General features: G+C 26.3%; 13 protein-coding genes. 1 reads left to right on the top strand and 12 read right to left on the bottom strand.

All coding sequences use genetic code 11. The features are described 5' to 3' along the window. Positions 1-64: 64 nt before the first annotated feature. The 6 genes from DYA59_RS03300 to DYA59_RS03275 all read right to left on the bottom strand — a co-directional run bounded on the left by DYA59_RS03300 (position 65) and on the right by DYA59_RS03275 (position 11,802). Entirely contained in the window at positions 65-3,670 is a 3,606-nt protein-coding gene (locus DYA59_RS03300) for an nSTAND3 domain-containing NTPase (protein WP_115269342.1), read from the bottom strand. A gap of 69 nt (positions 3,671-3,739) precedes the next feature. Next, entirely contained in the window at positions 3,740-4,516 is a 777-nt protein-coding gene (locus DYA59_RS03295; RefSeq protein WP_147280955.1) for an HNH endonuclease, read from the bottom strand. Next, a complete protein-coding gene (locus DYA59_RS03290) occupies positions 4,516-5,688 on the bottom strand; it encodes an AAA family ATPase (protein ID WP_172606943.1) in 1,173 nt (390 codons plus the stop codon). The genes DYA59_RS03295 and DYA59_RS03290 overlap by 1 nt, the downstream gene beginning before the upstream one ends. Before the next feature lie 18 nt (positions 5,689-5,706). Next, on the bottom strand, positions 5,707-6,939 hold the full coding sequence (locus tag DYA59_RS03285) for a restriction endonuclease subunit S (protein ID WP_115269336.1): 1,233 nt from the start codon (positions 6,937-6,939) through the stop codon (positions 5,707-5,709). Next, positions 6,932-8,557, bottom strand: coding sequence for an N-6 DNA methylase (locus tag DYA59_RS03280; protein WP_115269333.1), 1,626 nt, complete (start codon positions 8,555-8,557; stop codon positions 6,932-6,934). The genes DYA59_RS03285 and DYA59_RS03280 overlap by 8 nt, the downstream gene beginning before the upstream one ends. Before the next feature lie 20 nt (positions 8,558-8,577). Then, on the bottom strand, positions 8,578-11,802 hold the full coding sequence (locus DYA59_RS03275) for a type I restriction endonuclease subunit R (protein ID WP_115269331.1): 3,225 nt from the start codon (positions 11,800-11,802) through the stop codon (positions 8,578-8,580). A 108-nt stretch (positions 11,803-11,910) separates the two neighbouring features. On the opposite strand from DYA59_RS03275, the gene DYA59_RS03270 reads away from it, so the two are divergent. After that, entirely contained in the window at positions 11,911-13,635 is a 1,725-nt protein-coding gene (locus DYA59_RS03270; RefSeq protein WP_115269329.1) for a KAP family P-loop NTPase fold protein, read from the top strand. Between the two features lie 27 nt (positions 13,636-13,662). On the opposite strand, the gene DYA59_RS03265 is transcribed toward DYA59_RS03270, so the two are convergent. From DYA59_RS03265 to DYA59_RS03240, 6 genes are all read right to left on the bottom strand, one after another. Continuing rightward, positions 13,663-14,247, bottom strand: a complete 585-nt coding sequence (locus DYA59_RS03265) for a class I SAM-dependent methyltransferase (protein ID WP_115269327.1) — start codon at positions 14,245-14,247, stop codon at positions 13,663-13,665. Continuing rightward, complete coding sequence (locus DYA59_RS03260) at positions 14,247-16,517, bottom strand: DEAD/DEAH box helicase family protein (protein ID WP_172606942.1); 2,271 nt, start codon at positions 16,515-16,517, stop codon at positions 14,247-14,249. The genes DYA59_RS03265 and DYA59_RS03260 overlap by 1 nt, the downstream gene beginning before the upstream one ends. A 144-nt stretch (positions 16,518-16,661) precedes the next feature. After that, positions 16,662-17,960 (bottom strand): ATP-binding protein, encoded by a 1,299-nt coding sequence (locus DYA59_RS03255; RefSeq protein WP_115269323.1) that lies wholly within the window; start codon positions 17,958-17,960, stop codon positions 16,662-16,664. 109 nt (positions 17,961-18,069) lie between these two features. Beyond that, positions 18,070-18,342 (bottom strand): hypothetical protein, encoded by a 273-nt coding sequence (locus DYA59_RS03250; protein WP_115269321.1) that lies wholly within the window; start codon positions 18,340-18,342, stop codon positions 18,070-18,072. A 402-nt stretch (positions 18,343-18,744) separates the two neighbouring features. Next, positions 18,745-20,283, bottom strand: coding sequence for a glutamine-hydrolyzing GMP synthase (gene guaA, locus DYA59_RS03245; RefSeq protein ID WP_115269319.1), 1,539 nt, complete (start codon positions 20,281-20,283; stop codon positions 18,745-18,747). Positions 20,284-20,394: 111 nt separating this feature from the next. After that, positions 20,395-21,192: a Cof-type HAD-IIB family hydrolase gene (locus tag DYA59_RS03240; protein WP_115269317.1), complete on the bottom strand. Its 798-nt coding sequence runs from the start codon at positions 21,190-21,192 to the stop codon at positions 20,395-20,397. Positions 21,193-21,196 lie beyond the last annotated feature (4 nt).

Below are 21,196 nucleotides of genomic sequence, written 5' to 3'. Positions count from 1 at the left end.
ATCTGTCTTTGATTATATTATATCATTTAAAAGAAATATTATAAATAAAAGATTTTAATACAATTTAATTATATTTATCTATATACTCTTTTTTTTCTATTTCTTTTATTCTTTCTTTCAACCATTCTATTCTCTCTTCAAGATAGTTTCTATGTTTAATAAATTTTATTCCTCTTATATTTTTTATATTTTCCAATAATTTTTCATAAACACCTATATCTTCTTTTAATAGTGGAATTTCACTTCCACTCCATTCTCTCATTCTAGGTTCTATATCTAATGCTTTGAAATTTTCTACATTATTATTTTTATCAATAAAATATAATAGAGATTCTATTTTAGTTTCTATATCTAATTGACAAATACCTTCAAATAAAAATACCATTTTATCTTCATCCATACAGTTTTTATCTATAGTATGTTTAATCCAAATTTTTACCCTTTCATTATTACTCATAAATATTGAAGGAAATTTATATAAGAAGTTTCTATTTTTTAGACTATATTCAAATATAAAATCAAAAATTTCTAAATAATTCTCTTTACTCCAACATATTTTTAATTTCCTATTTTCAATATGATAATCTCTATTCTCTTTTAAAATTTCTAAATATCTTATTAAATAACTAAAATCTTTATCTAAAAATTCTTTAAAAAATCTTCCATCATAATCATCTTCTTCTAAAAGAAAATATATATTCTTTAATAATTCTAAATCTTCTTTATAGAAGTTTAGTAATTCTTGTGGAGAATTACAATGATGGTTAAATAAAATTCTTAGCCAATTTTTAATTATTTTTTTATCAGTTTTATTATACAACTCTCTTGTAACATGGACATATATATTATTATCAACTAAATAAAAATTTTTTAAGATATTTATATCTCTATAATATATAAATTCATTATCATCAAAAACCAATTTTAATAGTTGTTCTTGATAAAAAGCATTTATATTTTCTTTAGGTAATAGTTCAAAAAATATAAATCTCCAGTTATTCTTAATATTATCTATAGTTTTAGTATTTTCTATGATTCTATATGTCTCATCTATTCCAACTTTTTTAATAATCTCTAACAATAGACTTCTTGGATAAAAATTTATACTTCTATTCAACTCGTTACAATAAAAGAATATCTTCTTTAACTCTTCTATATCTGTATAAAAATTTTCAATAAAATACCCTAAACCTGCTATAATCTCTCCTTTTTCACTAATAGAAAAAGTAATTATATTATCAAATACTTCTTCTAAAGATACTTCTTTGGAAAACTCTTCTATTAACTTTTTTTCTTTTTCATTATCTACACCAAATTTAATATTTTCTTTTGAAAATATTCTAAAAATTTTTATTTTAACTTCTTTTAAGCTTTCATCTATTTTCTTACTATAAATTCCATATCTTTCATTTAAATTTAAATAAATTTTAACTGTCCTAATTTTATCAAACTCTTCTAATATTTCTAAAAGTTGTACTATATAGATTTTATCTATTTCTATAACTTCTGTATGCTCTTTTCCTTTAAAATAATAACCAAGACTTTCTAATACAGAAAAGCCATACTCTTTTTCTTCAAAATTAATATTTTTTAATAATAATTCCCATATCCTTCCTCTGTATATTCCCATATTAGGTATATTTAATAAAGATATGTTATATAAAGTTGCATATCCATTATTATCTTCTGCTTCTGAAAAATTTATCTTTAAAAAATACTCTGCTAATTTATAAAATAATATTCTGATTTCTTTTTTATCCATATATGTGGAAATTATATTAAATAAAGCTATTTGAGTATTATATTTCTCATCAAATGAATATCTAGTTATTCCATAATTTTTTTCTATAAGTTTATATCCTTCTTCTATTAAATCTTTTCTTTTTATAAGATATTCAAATAAAACTTCTAAAACTTCTTCTAAATTCTGAGTTTGTTTATTATCAGGAAATAATTGTAAAATATTATCATTAACCTCTCTATTAAATTTTAAATCTAGAGTGCCTAACTCTCTATTTTCACTTTTTTCTACTTTTTCATAAATATAAGTTAAAGCTTTGGTTTCATTTAAAGAATAAAAAACTTTTACAAAATCATCTAATAAATAATTACTATCTTCTTCATATTCATTCCAAACAATATTAACATTTTGCTTTATATATTCTAAAGTTTCTTTGCTTGAATATAAATTAGTAAACATATTTAACATTCTTATTAAATATCTTCTAAAATTTTCAAATCCATACTTTATTATTAAATTTAACTTTATAAACTTTTCTTTTATAAAAACTTTATATAAAAGATAATTAGCAAAACATTGGTCTAATACCCTCACTGCATTCTCATGTTTTATCTCAATATATTCAAATTCTTCCAATTTCCTTATATTTTCTAAAAATTCTTCCTTAGTTAAATTACAAATTTTCAATATTTCATCTAAAATTTTATTATCAACTTCTATTGCTCCAAAAATGGAAATTAAACTTCCTGTAATATATAATTTTTCATCTAAATTAATAGACATCAAACCATAGTAAGACTCATAAATATCTTCAATATTATAGATTACTTCTAAAGTATTCTTCTCTTTGGCAATTTTTCCTGCCATATAGGCTATTCTAACATTTCCTTTTGAAAGTTTTAATATTTGCTCAATATATTTAGGATTTAAGATTCCCATATTTTCCTTTAAAAATTCTGTAAGTTCCTTATCATCAAATCCTAAAATTTCTTTTTCATAAATTTCATTAGTGTATTTTTTTACATTTTTATTTACTTCATCTCTTACATAATTTCTTACTGTTATTACTATTTTTATATTGCTCTTATTTAATAATTCTAATATTAATTTTAGTTGCTTTAATTCATTTCCATCATCTATAAAAAGAATATATTTAATATCTTTCTGTATGTATTTTATTATATCTTCACTAATTTTTAAGTTTTTACTTCTTATACAAAATAATTCATAACCATACTTTTTTTTATATTCATTTACTACTTCAAGAGCCAATTTAGTTTTCCCTACTCCTGCTTGCCCTGATAGAATAACTACATCATTACTATTTATAGCTTCTATTATCTCATTTTTCTCAGACTCTCTAAAAAGAAATTTCATAAAAAGAGGAGCTAACATTTTATTTGAATCATATTCTTCAATAAAATCTTCACTCTTCATAATTTGTCCTGTATCTAGAGAAATTTCTAAATACTCTTTTGCTATTATTGGATAGTCAAAATAAATATCATGGGCTATTGTATTTATAGAGTATATTTCTAATTTAATATTTTCTCTACTACATATTTCTTTTAATTTTTCATATTCACCAACACTTAACCTTGAGGAATTATAACAATATAAAATTTCATCTATATTTTCTATACCTAATCCTGTTTTTTTAGAATCTAAACATTTTTCTATATCTTCTTTTATTTTATCAAATATTCTATCTTGTGCTGTAGTATACTGAACTAAGGCATATTTCCCATTTGGTTTTAAAAAATAAGTATCTGGTGTTCCTTTTGCTGTTTTCATTGTTCCAGCTTGCTTTCCATATTCAGTAAAATTTCCATATCCAGTTTTTCTAAAAAGATAAGTATCACATAATGCTTGAAAAGTCCCACCTTCTAATTTTAATATTTTTGCTTCTACATCTGCTAATATAGACATGTCCTTCCCCCTAGTTAAAAAGTAACTCCAATTTTCCTAATTTATAAATTTTTTAATAAGTTTTTATTTTTAGTTACTCTTATCTTTACAAATTGCTAATCTTACTTCCTCTAAACCTTCATCTAATTTTTTTAATTCCTCATCCCACATTTCAAAACTTTCAAGAATATTTTTAATTCTACCATAATATTCATTTTCCTTTATTTCAGTTGCAACAAATGCTGAATATTTTTCAGTATTTTGTCCTGTACTTAAAATTTCCTTTAATTTATTTAATTTTCTATTTTTTACTCTTACATCATTTCTAATTTCTGTATCTAATTCTTCCAAGTCAAAATATAAATCTTCCAATTGCCCCATAATTCCATTTACTAATTTAAATCTATATTCTACTAGTTTATTCGTATCATTTAATCCTAAAATTTCTATTGTTCTATTAACCTTTGATTCAAAAATTTTATTTTTACAATAATATCTAAAAGCTTTAATATAGAAATAATCCTTTGGTTCATCTTCAAAAGGATTAACAATTGGGGCTTCATAAGTATCGTGGTCAGATTTCTTACTATTACAATGACTACATGCTGGAAATAAATTTTCCCACCTTACAACTTCGTTTGGATATTTACTCTTACAATGATAATGATCTATTTCCATTTTAGAATTTTCTTCTCCTATTCTACTTTCACAATAAACACATTTATTATGACATTGTTCCAATAAAGCTCTCCTAATAAAAGATTTATTCCAAACATCTTTTTTATTATTTTTAAATTGTTCTATTAAACTCTTCTCTACTTCTTCAGTTAATTCTTGAGGTTTTTCATTTCTTTTTACTTTTATCATTATTCTTTCCACTCCGCTACTTGAATGTCTAATAATCTCCTTAATAAATTATCAGGATGTAACATTTCTTTTAAAATATTATAATTTTCTAATATTTTATCTTGCTTTCCTTCATTCATGGCTCTATCAAACTCAGTTAATATTTTTGAATAAAATTTAGACGAGGTATCTGTCATTCCCATCACATCTTTTAATATTTCCTCTACAGTCCATCCTTGTAGACCATATTTTCCTAAATTTAACTCTTTTTTTAAAATATTATTCTTTTCATCCATATATAATGCTATTATCTCTTGAGTCTCTAATGATTGTAATAAACTGGGACTATGAGTTGTCACTATAAATTGAGCTTTTGGAAAACACTTCTTTAAAACACTTACTAGTTCAGCTTGCCATATTGGATGTAAATGTAAATCTAGTTCATCAATTAAAATTACTCCATCAAAATCTATTACTCTTATTGGAGAACTAGAATATCTATACTCTATTTCTTTTATAATTCCTAAAAGAATATAAATACAACTTTTATATCCAGATGATAAGTATTCGAAGTAAATATCTCCCTTTGGAGTTGATAAAATTATATCATATGAATTTCCTTTAACTGTTTTAAATTTTATTGTATCATCTAATAAACTAAATATATTTTTACTAAATTCAAAGTTTCCTATTTGAATCCTATCTAAACTATCTTCTTTATCATGAAATGCATATCTATTAATAAACCAATTTTTTGCATCTGTAATTTTTATCCCACTATTTATTACTTCTCCTATTTGATAAGGTTCTATTTTTTTATCACTTTTAATAGAATCTAATTGGATATAAGGAATACTTCTATCAATTCCAAAAAATAAAATTTTATTTATAAATTCACCAAAGGTATATGAACATCTTTTTTCCCTTATTGGAGTAAATTCCTCTATTTTTTCTTCAAATTTTTTTATTATTCCATTTTCATTTATTGTCAATTTATATTTTCCAAAATCAGCTAATGAATTCCTTTTTAATCTTGATTTTTGACCATATGAAAATGCATCTACAATTATATCAAGAATAGTAGTTTTTCCTATTCCATTTGTTCCACATATAACATTCATTTTATCATTAAAACTTAAATTTAAATTCTTTATTCCACCTATATTTTCTATTTCTAATTCATCTATTTTCACTTTAATTCTCCTAATAAATTATTTTTCCTCTTTAAATCCAACCTGTCCATTCATAAGTAATGGTAATAAGAAATCTCTAAGAGATGTTAATTCTTGATTTTCTGAAAAATTCATATTATGCTTATATAAAATATTTTTTATTTTTGAAGAAAATAACTCTATAACCTCTTGCTTAGGAACTAACATTTCCATATTCTCTATTGTATTAATTCTTATACCACTAAAAATACTTCCTGTAGAACTTCTTTCTGCCTTTTTTATAAAATATTCACTCATAAAATACATATATAAAAATTCAGAAGAAACAATTTTATAATCTGGACGAATAGAAAAAACTGATTCATTTATATCCCATTTTTCTGGTTCTTCTTGTATAAGATAACATCTACCTAAAGGAGCAATACTAGCAAATAAAATATCTCCTTTTGAAATATCAGATCTATTATGTACAATCTCTTTAGCTTTATCATCTATAATATCACATTTTGAAAAATCAATACTTCCTGAAGTAGTTATATTTTTAACTGTAATATATTTGATATCTCCCATTCCTAATTTAAAATTATCACGAGGGTTTAATCCAGTTTTTATATGTGTAATACAATCTTTAATTTTCTTAACTTCCCAGCCCTCTGGTATCTCTCTCTTCAACTCATCATTCCAAACCATTTTTCCACCAGATGATTTATAAGGTTTTCCCTCTTCATTTGGAAACTCAAACTGTAAAAACCAATAATCATATATAGTTTTTGCCATAGCTTCTAATTCAGAATTTATTTTATTATTAAGTTCTATTTTATTATCTATCTTGGATAAAATTTCTCCTACTTTAATATAATCCTCTTTTTTAGGAGTTATTAACTCAAAATTTTCTAAAATATCTCTATTAATTGAATCATAAGTTGTACCCGAACTTTGTTTTAAAATATTTCTTACATTATATTTTAAACAGTAATATAGAAATTCATTATTACTATCAAAACTATTTATAGCACTTAATCCTCTCCCTATACATAAATCAACTGGAGCTATATTCAAATCTCCTACTGGAGCTCTTACACTTATTAAAATTTCTCCTTTTTTTGCCAATTTAGTTATTTGTTTTGTATATATATCTATTTCAGGATATTTTTCTCCAAATGTTCTATTACCTTGTAAAAAAGGTGTTCCTTCGTTATTACAATAATTTTCTGATTTAGGAGATTGTCCCATATTGATATTAGCTAATTTTGATAATTTTATTTTATTCATACTTCAACTCTCCTAATCCCTTTAATATTTCCTCTTCAAGAGATTTCCCCTCTTCAAAATATTTTTGAAGATTAGAAGTAAAAGTTGACATTTTTTCATTAAACTCTTCTTGAGTAAGCTCTACATACTCTATCTTTACTTCAAAATATTGACCAGCTGATAATGAATAGTTCTTTTCTTTTATCTCATCATAAGTTACAGCTACTGAAAAATCATCTTCAGCTACCTTATTTTTAAATGTATCTATAATCTTTGTTATCTCATCTTCTCTAAGTCTTATCTTTTTGTTCTTTCCATCTTGATACTCTTCTCCCAATTTAGAAGCATCTATCAATATTACTTTATCAGATTTTTTTGAATCATCAAAGAATAACACAGATACATTTGTACCAGTATTAGCAAATATATTTGACGGCATACTGATAGCCCCATAAATAATTTTCTCATCTACTATTTTCTTTAATATCTTATTCTCTACTCCACTTTTAGCAGTTAAAAATCCAGTAGGAACAACAATAGCTCCCTTTCCACTACCTTTTTTTAATGAGTTTATAACATGTTGAATAAAACATGTATAAATTGCCATTGACTTCTTTTTAGTTTTAGGCACATTTGGAACACCTGCCCAAAATCTAACTGGCATACTTGCTATTCTTTCTCTTGTATCTGAGAAATCCATTTTAAATGGTGGGTTTGAAACTATAAAGTCAAACTCTCTTAATTTAGTTCCATCATCACTTTTGTGATATGGGTTTACTAAAGTATCTCCTTGAATTGCATGGTCTAATGATAGAACTAATCCATTTATAATTAGATTTAGCTTTAACATCTTATTACTTTTCTGAGAGATATCTTGAGCATAGATAGTACACTTATTCTCTCCTATCTCATGTGATAGAGCCATTAATAATGTTCCTGTTCCCGCACTTGGGTCATATACCTCTATATTATGTAGATTTTTACTATCTCCTACTAAAAGTTTTGCCATTATTGCGGCTATTGCATGTGGAGTATAGTATTCAGCATATGTTCCCCCACCAGATGTATTATAATCTTTTATTAAATATTCAAAGATTGTAGCAAAGAAATCATAGTGCTTTTCAAAAGCCTCTTCAAAAGAGAATCCAACTAATTTATCTACTAAAGCTCTTGCAAAATTAGCTCTCTCATTTACATCAGTTACACATACAGTTAATGGCTCAAAAATAGGTATCTTTGTGTTTTGAGTTGTTTGAGTTGAAAATATATCTATATTTTTTAGTGCTATATCTTTCATTGTATTATCTAAAATTATGTCAAAATCCCCTTTTGCTTGTTGATTCCATAAATTAGATATAAGGTGTTCTGGATTTAAAATTAGAGTATCTGGGTCTAAAGTATCAAGTAAAAATCTTCTCTCCCCTTCACTCATCTCTGTATAAGCTATCTCCCATTTCTCAGCTTTTTTTATCTCATCTGATATTTTCTTTAACTCATAACCAAACTTATCATTTAAAAATTTATACATAAATATTTGAGTAATTATTTTATATTCATCTCCATTATTTCCCATTCCATAAGTTTGACAAGTTGATTTTAACTCATCTATTAATTTTAATGTTTTCTCTCTTATCGGCATTCTCTTTTCTCCTTCTTATTTTAAAACCTATATGTTTCATTATATTGGCTTAAATACTCTTTTACAATTCTATCTCTTATAAAAATACGGTCAGAATCATCCCCATACATTTTATAATTTTCTTTCGTTGCACTAGGGTCTGCTATTTCAAACATATTTCCTTCATGCTCTCTAAAATTATTCATAAGGTCAGCCATTACAGCTTTTCCAAAATAAGCATCATTTTTTAAAATACTTGCTCTATCATATATTTTTGTATCTATTTTCTCTTTTAAACTTTTAAGGAATTTAAAGATTTCATCATCATATGTAGAGATTATAACAGGTCTTTTCTTATTTTCCTTTTCAATCCTATTATTCTCTTCACGAATTCTTTTATGAACTCTTACAAATTTTTTATCCCCTTTATATTTATTTAATAAGGCTCTATTCTTTCTATTTAACTCATCTAGTTTTTTTATTACCTCTTCTATCTCTTTAGACTTTCTTTCAAACTCTTCCATAGTATCTATAACAAAACCTTTTTCCTTGAACTTTTCCATAAATGCTTCTTGTAATGTTATATACTCTGGATCATCTTTATCTATATTACTTACAAATTTACTAATTGCTCTCTTCCACTTCTCATTTAAATCTACTCCACCAGCTATTATTTTCAACTCTTCCTCAGATATCTTTTTAAAAGAAAAAGTTATCTCTTCCATAGCTTCATTAATCAACATCTTAGTTTCTTCATTTCCATTGAAAGCCTCTTTTTGATTAATCAATGTAATATGTCTTTGAAGTTCAGATAGCATTTGAGGTAATCTTGAAATCTCTATTTTTTTAAATACCTCTTTTAGTTCATCATCTCCAAAAGTTCTAACTATATTAAAACAATCTCTTGCTTCTGTTAAAACTCTTTTTATATTTAAAAGTACTTCTTTATCCTCTATTTCAGAGATTTCCTTACTAAACTCTTCTAAATTATCAGTAGTATAGTCAAATAGAATTTGTCTTGCTTCTTTTACCTTATTGATTAAAGTTTCTTTATCCTCTAATACATGAGAAAAGATATTAGGTAATCCCCCCTCAATCTCTACCTCATTAAATCTATTCAGCTCTTTTAAATAAGCTTCATTTGTTTCTTCAAAATTTCTCTTTATATCTGCAAAGTCTATAACATAACCATATCTATTATCTTTGTATGGTCTATTTACTCTTGTTATTGCTTGAAGTAAGTTATGGTCTTTTAGCTTTCTACCAAAATATAATCTCTTTAGTCTAGGAGCATCAAATCCAGTAAGTAACATATTGAATACAATTAAAATATCTATTGTCATATTCTTTTTAAAATCTTTGACTATATTTTTTCTTGTTTCTTTATCATCTGAATCATGTAAAATTAATCCAGCTTTTAACTTACTCTTTTTAGATGATTCTTCATTTAACTCTGCTTGTATCTCATCAAAATAAGCATATAATTTTCTAGCTTGCTCACTTGTTTCACAGATAATCATACCCCCAAGAGTATTATCTCCATGTAGTGTTCTAAACTTATTTAAATCCTTTATTATATATCTAAGTAACTCTTTTACATAGTTATCATGCTCTATAATTTGGCTCTTTTTAATATCTTTCTTTTGAACTAAGATATCCAATTTATCATAAATCTCAGCTAATCTCTCTCTATACGAAGTTTCTATATCCTCTCTTATTATCTTTAAAGTATATCCATCTTGAATTGATTTATCATAATAATATGTGTGGATATAATCTCCAAATACTTTCCAAGAAGCTCTTTCCTCTTTTAAAAGTGGTGTTCCTGTAAGAGCTATTTTTACAGCATTTTTATCTGCTTCTAATAGGTTAGCTAAGAATGAACCTTTGGGATTATATCCTCTGTGTGCTTCATCTATGATAAAAACTCTTTGTAAATTTGTAGCGTATGGTGGTAGCTCTACCTTTTCTCTATCCTCTTCAAATCTTTGGATATTTACTACTGTTATCTCATTTTGTCCAGATGACCCCTCTAAAGATTTATTTTCTCTAAACTGTTGCATAAGTTCAGCTCTTGTATTTGCTGTTTTTACACTCAATCCCCTAGCTTCAAACTCTTGACTTGATTGTTCTAACAAATCTAACCTATCCACTATAAAATAAAATTTTGCTACTTGATTTTTGCTTGAATAATAATCTTTAAGTATATTTGTTAAATGATAAGATAAAGCTGTTTTTCCACTTCCTTGAGTATGCCATATTATTCCTGACTTAATCCCAGCTTCTAATTTTTTTCTTAGTGCCAGAGAAGCAAATAGCTGTTGATATCTCATTATATGCTTTTCTTCAATAGATTCTATCTTACCATCAACTTCTTTTTCAAAATTTACATAAGCTATACCATATTTTAATAAATATAATAATCTTTCAGGACTACACATAGAAGTCAATATTCTATTAGTAGGTGTATTTACATCAAGATTAGTTAGATATTCAGGAGCTAAGTGTAATACTTGATTATTAAAATCTGTTAGGATTTTTCTCTCAATATCCCTGTCTATCTCCTTATATGGAAAACTTTGTAAAAACTCTGGTATCTCTTCATTTCCCTTTGTATCTTCTCTAAAACAGTTAAAAAAAGCTTTTTTCTTTGAAGCTGTACAGTAAAAAGCTCCCTGTATTGGAACTATTCCTCCCATAGCATCATATTCCATGTTATTAGAAAAAATCATAAGTTGAGTTATATTTATGAATCTTCTAAATTTTTTATTAGGAAATCTTTTCTCATTCATTCTATTACTTTCAGCAATAATTCCACCATCATTATTTGGTTTTTTTACCTCTACAAATACCAAAGGAAGTCCATTTACAAACAAAGTTATATCTGGTCTAAACTCCTCTTCTCCATTCTTACAAGTAAACTCTGCTGTACAACAAAAACTATTATTTTGGATATTCTCAAAGTCTATTAATTTAATAGGAGAAACTGAAACTAATCTTTTATAAAAACTCTTTCCTATGTCATCATTATCTAACTCTTGAACTATAGTTTTTAAAGTATCATCAAATTTATCTTTATGCTCAGGATTTAATTTTTCAAATTGTTTTTTAAATTCATCTATTAATATGTTAGTATCTGGCTGATAATCTATATCAGTCCTAACTTCTGAAATCTTTCCTATATATTCATAACCTATTCTAGTTAAATGAACTAAAGCAGGCATTTGTACCCTTGTTGCTTCATTAAACTCACTCTTTTTTGCCATAACCCACCCCATTTAAGTATCTATGATGTTTTCTCTTATTTATTTTACCATATTTTTTATGCTTTTTTAATCAAAATATGGTACTATTACTATTAAAGGGGGAATCTGATGAAACATTATGAAAAATTAACTAAAAAGAGAAAAGCTTTTATCGAACAATTATATAATCTAATCAATACTCAATTTGAAGAACAAGAGAAATTAGTAGAATTAGAATCTCTAAAAAAAGTTAAAAAACAAAAAGATAAAATTAAACTAATAATTGAAGAATTAGAAAATAATTCTGATCATATTCAAAGAATATTTATAGATGCCCCTTGGGGAATGGGGAAAAGCTTTTTTTCTAAAGCACTAAAGGAAAAGATAGAGAAAGAAAACGTAATTAGAGGAGAGGAAATTAAATTAATAAATATTAATGCTTGGGAAACTGACTATTTTTCTGACCCTATGAAATCTTTAATTGGAGAGATTGATGAAGCAATTGGATTAAGCAATACTATAAAAGAAGAAGCTAAAAATCTTTTTTCAAGAGGAATTCAAACATTAAAAAAAATAGGCTGGGATGAAGCAGTTAATTTTATAGGAGAAATTGGGCTAAATAAAATTTTAAATACAGTTGGAATAAGTGAAGAAAAAAGAAAAGAAATTATAGATACTTTTAATGAAACCAAAGATATTAATACTGATGAATTAAAAGAATATCAGAGATATAAAAAATTAGTGAGTAATTTTAAAATAGCTTTATCTAAAAATAAAAAGTTGAAAGTTATAGTGATAGATGAGTTAGATAGATGTAAGCCTACTTATGCTATTGAACTATTAGAAACAATAAAACATTTTTTTGGTGTGAAAAATATTATCTTTGTTTTCTTAGTAAATAAAAAGCAATTACAAAGTATTATTTCAACTTCTTATTTACAAGATGATGAGTGTTCAGAGTATTTTGAGAAATTTTTTGATATTCAATTTAATTTACCAGAGCTTGAATATGAGGATTTTATTCAAATAGAGTATGATAAATATAATCAGCCCCAAACCTATGAAGTGAATAATGAAGGAATTTCAGAGGACGATATTAGAATATATGAATCTATATTTTTAGATGCTTTCAGTTCAAACTGTGATAGTTCCGTTGTTTCTCCAAGAAATTTTATTAAGTCTTTTAAGAAATTTAGAATCCTACTTGCCTCTTTAGAAAAATGGGAAAAAGGTAGTTACCCTCTTATGATTATGTTGATTCTATATTTTATTAAAGAAGAGTTTTTCAATAAAATTAAAAATGATGGAAAGAATGTGGAAAATAAAAATGATAATAACGGAGATATTTCCATAGCTCTTCTCTGTTTTAAAACCTTTTTTGAATATTTAAATGGAGAAAAAATTGGAAAAGAACAGCTTAATTTAGGAAATATTATTTCTTCATATCAAGGTTATAAGATTAAAGATAAATATTTTGCAGATATATATTATAAAATACTTTTACAAGTATTATTTTTTGAAACAGGAGAAATAAGGAAGCGAAAAGATATTTCTCATCTGTTAAATTATCTAACTTTAGGAGAAAGTGTTAATATTTATAATGATTTAAGAATAGAAATTAAAATTGACAATAAACGAATAGTATTTAATGAAATATATTTAGGTATTTATCCCCAAGATTTTATGAGTAATGAGTTTAAAAATGTTGGATATATTAAAATTATCAAAAAGTCTTTCTCTGAAAAAGAGTTAAAAAAATATTATCTTACTGAAAGAGGAAATTCTTATTATTCTACTGCTCTTCTTGAAGCTTGGGCAGAGCAAAAATACAATTTCACTACGAATATAAAATAAAACTAAAGGCTGAGTAGTAATACCTACCTACCCAGTCTTTCTCATTATAATATTAAACCACTTTTCCCCTTCTCTCCCCTCTCTAACATCAGAAGTTTCAAATATTTCTACTATATTCTCTTTATATTGAGGGAAATATTGAAAAAATCTCTCTGGAGTGAAACAAGTAAACTCTCTTCCATCTTTGAGATAGTCCTTTTCTCCATACTTAAAAGATGAATAGAAGATACCACCATTTTTTAAACTCTCAAATACTTTTTCAAAAACAACTTTAACTTCTTCAATTGGTATATGTAAAATGGAAGCACAAGCCCACACTCCAACAAACTCATTATGAAAGTTAAGTTCTCTCATATCTTTAACAATAACCTCTTGACCTATATATTCTCCTGCTCTTTTAGCTAACTCTTCAGACATATCTAAGGCTACCACTTCAAATCCTAGATTTTTAAAGTATTTGCTATCCCTTCCACTTCCACAACCTAAATCTAATATTTTCCCATTATTTTGAGGTAATTTTTCTAAGAATTTACTATATAAATAGCTCATATCAGCTTTAACAGTCTGATTAAAAAAGCTTTCAACATTGTCATTATAAAATTTTACAGACATCAATCCTCCATATATTTTCTACTAAAATAATTTATAACTCTATACTCTATTCTTTCTCTTACTTCAGCTAACAAACTCTTATTCTCTCTAAACTCATTAAAAAGCTCCAAGTTAAGAGTAAACTTTTTATCTTCATAAACAAAAAACTCTATATTTTTTCCATTTTCAGTAAGATATTTAATAGGATTATCCTCAGCTAACTTTTCAAATTTCTTATTACTCCAATTTTCCCAATCTTGATGTTTCTTATTATTTAAATCTTTTCTATGCTCCTCACTTTGATAAAATTTTCTAAAGTATTCTCCTATCTCTGTAAGAGTTTTACTTTGACTTAAATCATCAAGAAGTGATAAAAAAAGTGGCATCTTATATGATTTTGTCATAGATGTAGTTTCTAAAAAATTTAAAAAATCTATAGCTTTATTAGAATATAAATTTTGTTCAGTAGTTAAAACTTCCATCTCCTTTTGAAAATTATACCAACTTTTAAAAACCTTTATATACATATGTACTGGTACTTCTCCAAAAGTATAAGTTTCCATAAGAGTAGGTATTTTTTCTAAGTTTTCTATAAGGGCTTTATAATCTTCCTTTACAAGCTCTTCTTGTCTTATATTTTTTCTTTTAAATGATTCAAAATGTTCAATTAATTTGAAACTAAACTCTGCTCTGCATCCCTCTGGAAGAATAAACTCTTTATCAGTAGTGTTGATTATTCCTTTTCCTCTTTTGTAGTTCCCAGTTAAAAATAGTGGTTTTAATTCAGCACCTTTATAGTTTCCTACAAAATCTAAAACTCTCAACTTATCCTTCCTTTCAAAAGTTCTAAGTCCTCTTCCAAGTTGTTGAATAAAGATAGTATACGAAGATGTAGGACGTAAAAATAATAGAGTATCTATACAAGGAATATCCACTCCCTCATTAAATATATCCACAGTAAAAATTACTTCTATCTCGCCATTTTTAAACTTTTCTATTATCTCTTGCCTTTTAGAAATTGGTGTTTCTCCTATTATTATCTCACTTTTTATTTTCTGCTTTTTAAAGTAATCATTCATTATTTGACAATGTCTTACTCCAGCACAAAATCCAACAGTGAAATTCTTTCTAAACTCCATATATTTCTTATAAACTAACTCTACTCTTTTCTCAACTATCAAAGCATTTTCTAGTTCAGTCAAATCATACTTTCCACTTCTCCAAGGAATAAGAGAATAATCAATATCATCATATATTCCAAAATATTCAAAGGGAACTAACCAACCATTATTAATTCCAACTCTAAAATCACACTCATAAGCTATATTATAGTCACATAACTTATATATATCTCCATTATCTGCTCTATCTGGTGTTGCAGTAAGTCCTAAAAGGAATTTAGGTTCAAAATACTCTAATACTTTTAAATAACTTTTTGAACTACTATGATGAAATTCATCTACTACTATATAGTCAAAGCTATCTCTTTTAAACCAACTATCTTTTAAATATTCATCCCTTGAAAGTGTTGATATACTAGCAAAAACAATATCTTTCTCACTATCTTTTTCAAGTCCATTAAAATATCCATAAGTTCTTTCATTTTTATATACACTTTCAAAAGATTTTCTTGCTCCTCTTAATATCTCATCTCTATGAGCTATAAATAGAACTCTTTTAAAATTCATAGAATCAAATACAGCTAGATAAGTTTTTCCAAGTCCTGTTCCTACTACTATCATAGCCTTTTTATACCCCTCTTCCCTTGTTTTAGACAATTCATAAAGGGCTGGTATTTGGAACTTTATAGGTTCAATTATCTCATTTTTTATCTTTTCTTTATCGTCAAATATCTCTCCATATTCACTTTTTCTATATCTTTTCTCATACTCTCTTAACCATTCAAGAGAAAGGTCAAAGCTATTATTCTCATAAAGCTCTGAAAATTCCTCTAAAATCTCTTTTACATCTTCATTCTCTCCACTTAAAAAGTGGTAATTCCACTCTACTCCACTTATAAGGGCTGAATAGGATATATTAGAAGACCCAACATATATTTCAAAATTATCTTTCTTTTTAAATATATATGTTTTAGGATGAAAAGATTTATTAAGAGGATTATCAAAAATCTTAACTCCACCAATCTCTAATAATCTATATAGAGCATTAGGTTCTGTTACTTTCATATAGTCACTTGTAAGAATTTTTATCTTTTTTCCTTGTTCCTTAGCTTCTTTTAAATCTTTTATTAGTAATCTCATTCCAGAATCTCTGATAAAAGAAACATTCATAATTATCTCATCAGATTCAACTATCGATTTTCGTAAAGAATCATACATGTTTATTCTATTATTTGATATTAGCCCATAATTTTTCACCCTAAATAAGTATTTTTCTATTTTTATTATAACATATGAAATTTATTTTGTATTTCATTAAATACAAAAAGTTGCATATAGAGGAATACTCTTTACTCCATTTTCAAAGCCAAAGTTTTTAGTTGAAATCTTAATACCATACTCTGGCTGATATTTTTTCATATAGTAATCCAAGCTTTTAGACCTAGTATTATCAGCAGATTTTACCTCTATTGGAATTATTTTTCCCTCTCTCATAATAATAAAATCTATCTCATGTGCTCCCTTTGGTGCTTTCCAATAGTATTGAGTGTATTCTTTTACATTGAGTTGAATATTTACATAGTTCTCAGTCATTCCACCTTTAAAGTCATTTAACTCATTTGAAAGATATAATATATCCTCTGGTACTATCTCCTTTTTAGCACATAGAAGTCCTACATCTGATACATAGATTTTAAAAGCCTCTGTATTCTTATAGTTCTCTAAAGGTTTCATAATATCTTCTAATCCATATATCCTAGAAGTTATCCCTGAAAGTATTAACCACTCAATAGCATTTTCAAATTCTGAAGCTCTTCCACCTGATTTTATTAGCTTATATTGAAATCTTGTATTCTCCTTAGAGAGCTGTACAGTAATATTATCATAAACTAACCTTGTCTTTTTTATCTCATTTGTAACATTGTACTTACTCATATCATTTAAATAACTTAGTAATATCATATCTTGAGTATGTCTAATCAAAGTATAATTTTGTGTTTCTCTAAATTTAATTACACACTCTGGCATTCCTCCAACTACTAAGTATTTTCTATAATATTCTAAAGCAACATCATGTAATACACTTGGCATAGGAGCATTCTCATCAAAGGATTTTTTAATAATTTTTATTAACTCCTCTTCTCCCATAGCTAATAAAAACTCCTCTAAATCCATTGGATATAGAGTTTTAATATCTACCTTCCCCACTGGAAATGAAAACTCTTGTCTATTTACAGCTATTCCAAGTAAACTACCTGCCACAATAATATGATATTCTGGAGCTTGTTCATAGAAATATTTTAATGATGTTAAAGCTTTTTCACAAAGTTGTATCTCATCAAAAAATATAAGGGTTTTCTCCTTTATTATAGTTTGATTTGATAATCTAGAAAGTATTGGAATTAAGTAATCTGGATTTATATTTTCTTCAAATGTTTCTTTCAATCTAATATCAGTTTCAAAATTAAAGTATGCAACATTTTCATATTCATTTTTTCCAAAAGTTAGAACAGAGTGAGTTTTCCCTACTTGTCTTGCCCCTTGCAATATAAGTGGTTTTCTATATGGACTTTCTTTCCATTCTTTTAAATATTGAAAAATCTTTCTATACATCTTTAACCTCTTTCTTAAATATATTTAGTGTTAATTTTATTATATCACATTTAGAAAAAAATGTTAATTTTTATATTTTTTTAACACTAAATATTTTACTTTTATATTTTTATTTTACACTTAATTCTTTTTCTATCTCAGCTATATTTTTTAAAATACTCTCTTTATACTTTCTAAAAGCTACTAAAAGCTCCTCTTTACTCCTTCTAAATATACAGATATTTCCATTGTAATAAGAATAGTCATCAGCTAAAAATCTCTTAGGAATCTTATTTAATGAACAACCTAAAGCTGTTACTAAACTATCCTCTGTTTCCATTCCTATTTCAACCTCTTGTAAAATAATTACATGTGAAAATTCTATATAGTATAATCTATTCATACTCTCTCCTTTTTTCTTTTTAAAAGTTTTGCTCTTTAAAATTAATTCTCAATTATTAAAATAACTTCCAATACAACTTTTCACACTTTATTTCAAAAATTTTTATCATAACTAGCATCATATGAAAGCCCTAATCTTGCTTTTTCATTTTCTATCATATCTTTCCTCTATTCTTTTATTAATTATACAAACATCTGTTGAAGTAATCCTTTTTTAAATTCTTTTCTAACTCTTGCTCTGACATTTTCCACATCTCTTTTTATATTTTTTACATTATATCATATTTAGAAAAAATAAAAACCCCTAGTTAAGTTACTAGGGGCAAATTTTTAAATTGTTATTTTACTATCTGAGCCTTTTTTAACCTAAACTAACGCAACAAACCCAATCTTAGATTAAAAACTATTCCCACTCGATAGTTGCAGGTGGTTTAGAAGAGATATCATAAGTTAATCTATTAATTCCTTTAACTTCATTTAAAATTCTATTAGATACTCTTTCTAAGAAATCAAATGGTAAATGAGACCAAGTAGCAGTCATAAAATCTATTGTATTAGCAGATCTTAAAACAGCTGTGTACTCATAAGTTCTCTCGTCTCCCATTACTCCTACTGATTTTACTGGTAATAGCACTACGAAAGCTTGGCTTACTTTATTATATAAATTAGCTTTTCTTAACTCTTCGATAAATATATCATCAGCTTCTCTTAAGATATCAGCTTTTTCTTTACTAACTTCTCCTAAAATTCTAATTCCAAGTCCAGGTCCTGGGAATGGATGTCTATCAACCATATGATCAGGAATTCCTAACTCTCTTCCAACTTTTCTTACTTCATCTTTGAAAAGTTCTCTCAATGGCTCAAGAAGTTTAAATTTCATATCTTCAGGAAGTCCACCTACATTGTGATGTGACTTAATTGTCATAGAAGGTCCTTTTACAGACATAGATTCAATAACATCTGGATAAATAGTTCCTTGAGCTAGGAATTCTACATCAGTAAGTTTTGCTGCTTCTTCATCAAATACTTCAATAAACTCTTTTCCTATTATTTTTCTCTTAGCTTCTGGATCAGATACCCCTGCTAATTTAGAAAGGAATCTCTCTTCAGCATCTACACATTTTATATTCATATGGAAGTTTTCTCCATATACCTCCATTACTTTTTTAGCTTCATCTTTTCTTAAAAGTCCAGTATCAACAAAGATACAAGTTAGTTGATCTCCTATCGCTTTATGAATTAAAGTAGCAGCTACTGATGAGTCAACTCCTCCAGAAAGTCCTAATAATACTTTCTTATCTCCTACTGTCTCTCTAATATTTTTTATAGTTTCTTCTATGTAGTTACCCATAGACCAGTTTTGTTCACAACCAGCTACATTAAATACAAAGTTTCTAAGGATTTGAGTTCCATATTCTGAGTGAGTAACCTCAGCATGGAATTGGATACAATAAGTATTGATATCCTTATTGTAAGTAGCAGCTACACATGAATCTGTATGTCCTATTTGAACAAATCCAGGTGCCATTTTTGTTACATGGTCATTATGACTCATCCAAACTTTAGAGTTATTTGGTACATTTTGGAATAATGGACTGTTTACATCATCAATTATCAATTCAGCTTTACCAAACTCTTGTTTATCGGCTCTAGCTACCTCTCCACCCATTAAATGAGTAGTAATTTGCATCCCATAACAAATGCCTAATACTGGAATTCCTTGTTGATATAACTCTTTACTTATTGTAGGAGCTCCTTCTAGATATACAGAAGCAGGTCCTCCTGATAAGATAATTCCCTTAGGCTTTCTAGCAAGTATTCTATCTAAAGGCTCAAAATAAGGAACAACTTCAGCATAAACCCCCATTTCTCTGACTCTTCTAGCAATCAATTGATTGTATTGAGAACCAAAGTCTAGTATAATAATACTATTTTCTTTCATTTTAACCTCCATATTTAATATAAACGGGCTGATACCCTGTTGAAAACTAAAAAAATTTACTTAATAATAAATACTAACTGTTTTAAATTTTATCATAATAAAAAAAATGTGTCAAAAATATTTTTTCAAGAATCTAGCTACTCCATCCTCATCATTTGTATCTGTAACATAATTTACTAATCTTTTCAACTCTAAACTAGCATTACCCATAGCAACCCCATATTTTACAACCTGTAACATTTCTATATCATTATCAGCATCTCCAAAAGCAACGCATTCATCAGTAGAGATTCCATGAGATTTCAAGACTTTTTCTAAAACAATCCCCTTATTTACCTCTTTATTTAAAACTTCAAAAAGAAAAGTTTGAGATTTTGCTGTATATACCTCTTTTCCAAATAATTTCTTTATTTCATAACAAAATTCATCGAACTCTTCTGAACTTCTCATATCCTGAATACTTATCTTAGTCATAAAATAATTATCAAAATCATCAAAAGATTTTTGTACTGGAGTAAGCCCTGTATGATTAGCATAATATTTAGTTTCTTCATTATCTATATCTTCTACATACCATTTATTATCTTGATACAAATTTATATGAAACCCTCTACTTTTTCCAAGCTTTATTACTCTTTTAGAATATTCTTCATTTAAAGGTAAATTAAAAAGTATTTTATTATTTTTATAATCTACTACCTTTGCCCCATTATAAGCTATTATAGAACTATCTATATCTAACTCTTCTGCATATGGTTTAGCTGATATGTAAGTTCTTCCTGTAACTATAAATACTTTTACTCCTCTTTTTTCAAATTCTTTCAAAACTTTTTTATTTATATCAGAAATTTTTTTATTTGAATTTAATAATGTTCCATCTAAGTCTACCGCAATTGCTTTTATTTTCATTTTC

The sequence above is a fragment of the Fusobacterium necrogenes genome, assembly GCF_900450765.1.
Lineage (GTDB): Bacteria > Fusobacteriota > Fusobacteriia > Fusobacteriales > Fusobacteriaceae > Fusobacterium_A > Fusobacterium_A necrogenes.
Note: the sequence above shows the minus strand (reverse complement) of the source record. Positions and strands in the feature narration are given on the sequence as shown.

Excerpts from the sequence above, each read along its gene's own strand:
- DYA59_RS03300 (WP_115269342.1), bottom strand. The coding sequence starts at position 3,670 with ATGTCTATATTAGCAGATGTAGAAGCAAAAATATTAAAATTAGAAGGT.
- DYA59_RS03295 (WP_147280955.1), bottom strand. The coding sequence starts at position 4,516 with ATGATAAAAGTAAAAAGAAATGAAAAACCTCAAGAATTAACTGAAGAA.
- DYA59_RS03285 (WP_115269336.1), bottom strand. The coding sequence starts at position 6,939 with ATGAATAAAATAAAATTATCAAAATTAGCTAATATCAATATGGGACAA.
- DYA59_RS03280 (WP_115269333.1), bottom strand. The coding sequence starts at position 8,557 with ATGCCGATAAGAGAGAAAACATTAAAATTAATAGATGAGTTAAAATCA.
- DYA59_RS03275 (WP_115269331.1), bottom strand. The coding sequence starts at position 11,802 with ATGGCAAAAAAGAGTGAGTTTAATGAAGCAACAAGGGTACAAATGCCT.
- DYA59_RS03270 (WP_115269329.1), top strand. The coding sequence starts at position 11,911 with ATGAAACATTATGAAAAATTAACTAAAAAGAGAAAAGCTTTTATCGAA.
- DYA59_RS03265 (WP_115269327.1), bottom strand. The coding sequence starts at position 14,247 with ATGTCTGTAAAATTTTATAATGACAATGTTGAAAGCTTTTTTAATCAG.
- DYA59_RS03260 (WP_172606942.1), bottom strand. The coding sequence starts at position 16,517 with ATGAATGTTTCTTTTATCAGAGATTCTGGAATGAGATTACTAATAAAA.
- DYA59_RS03255 (WP_115269323.1), bottom strand. The coding sequence starts at position 17,960 with ATGTATAGAAAGATTTTTCAATATTTAAAAGAATGGAAAGAAAGTCCA.
- DYA59_RS03250 (WP_115269321.1), bottom strand. The coding sequence starts at position 18,342 with ATGAATAGATTATACTATATAGAATTTTCACATGTAATTATTTTACAA.
- guaA (WP_115269319.1), bottom strand. The coding sequence starts at position 20,283 with ATGAAAGAAAATAGTATTATTATACTAGACTTTGGTTCTCAATACAAT.
- DYA59_RS03240 (WP_115269317.1), bottom strand. The coding sequence starts at position 21,192 with ATGAAAATAAAAGCAATTGCGGTAGACTTAGATGGAACATTATTAAAT.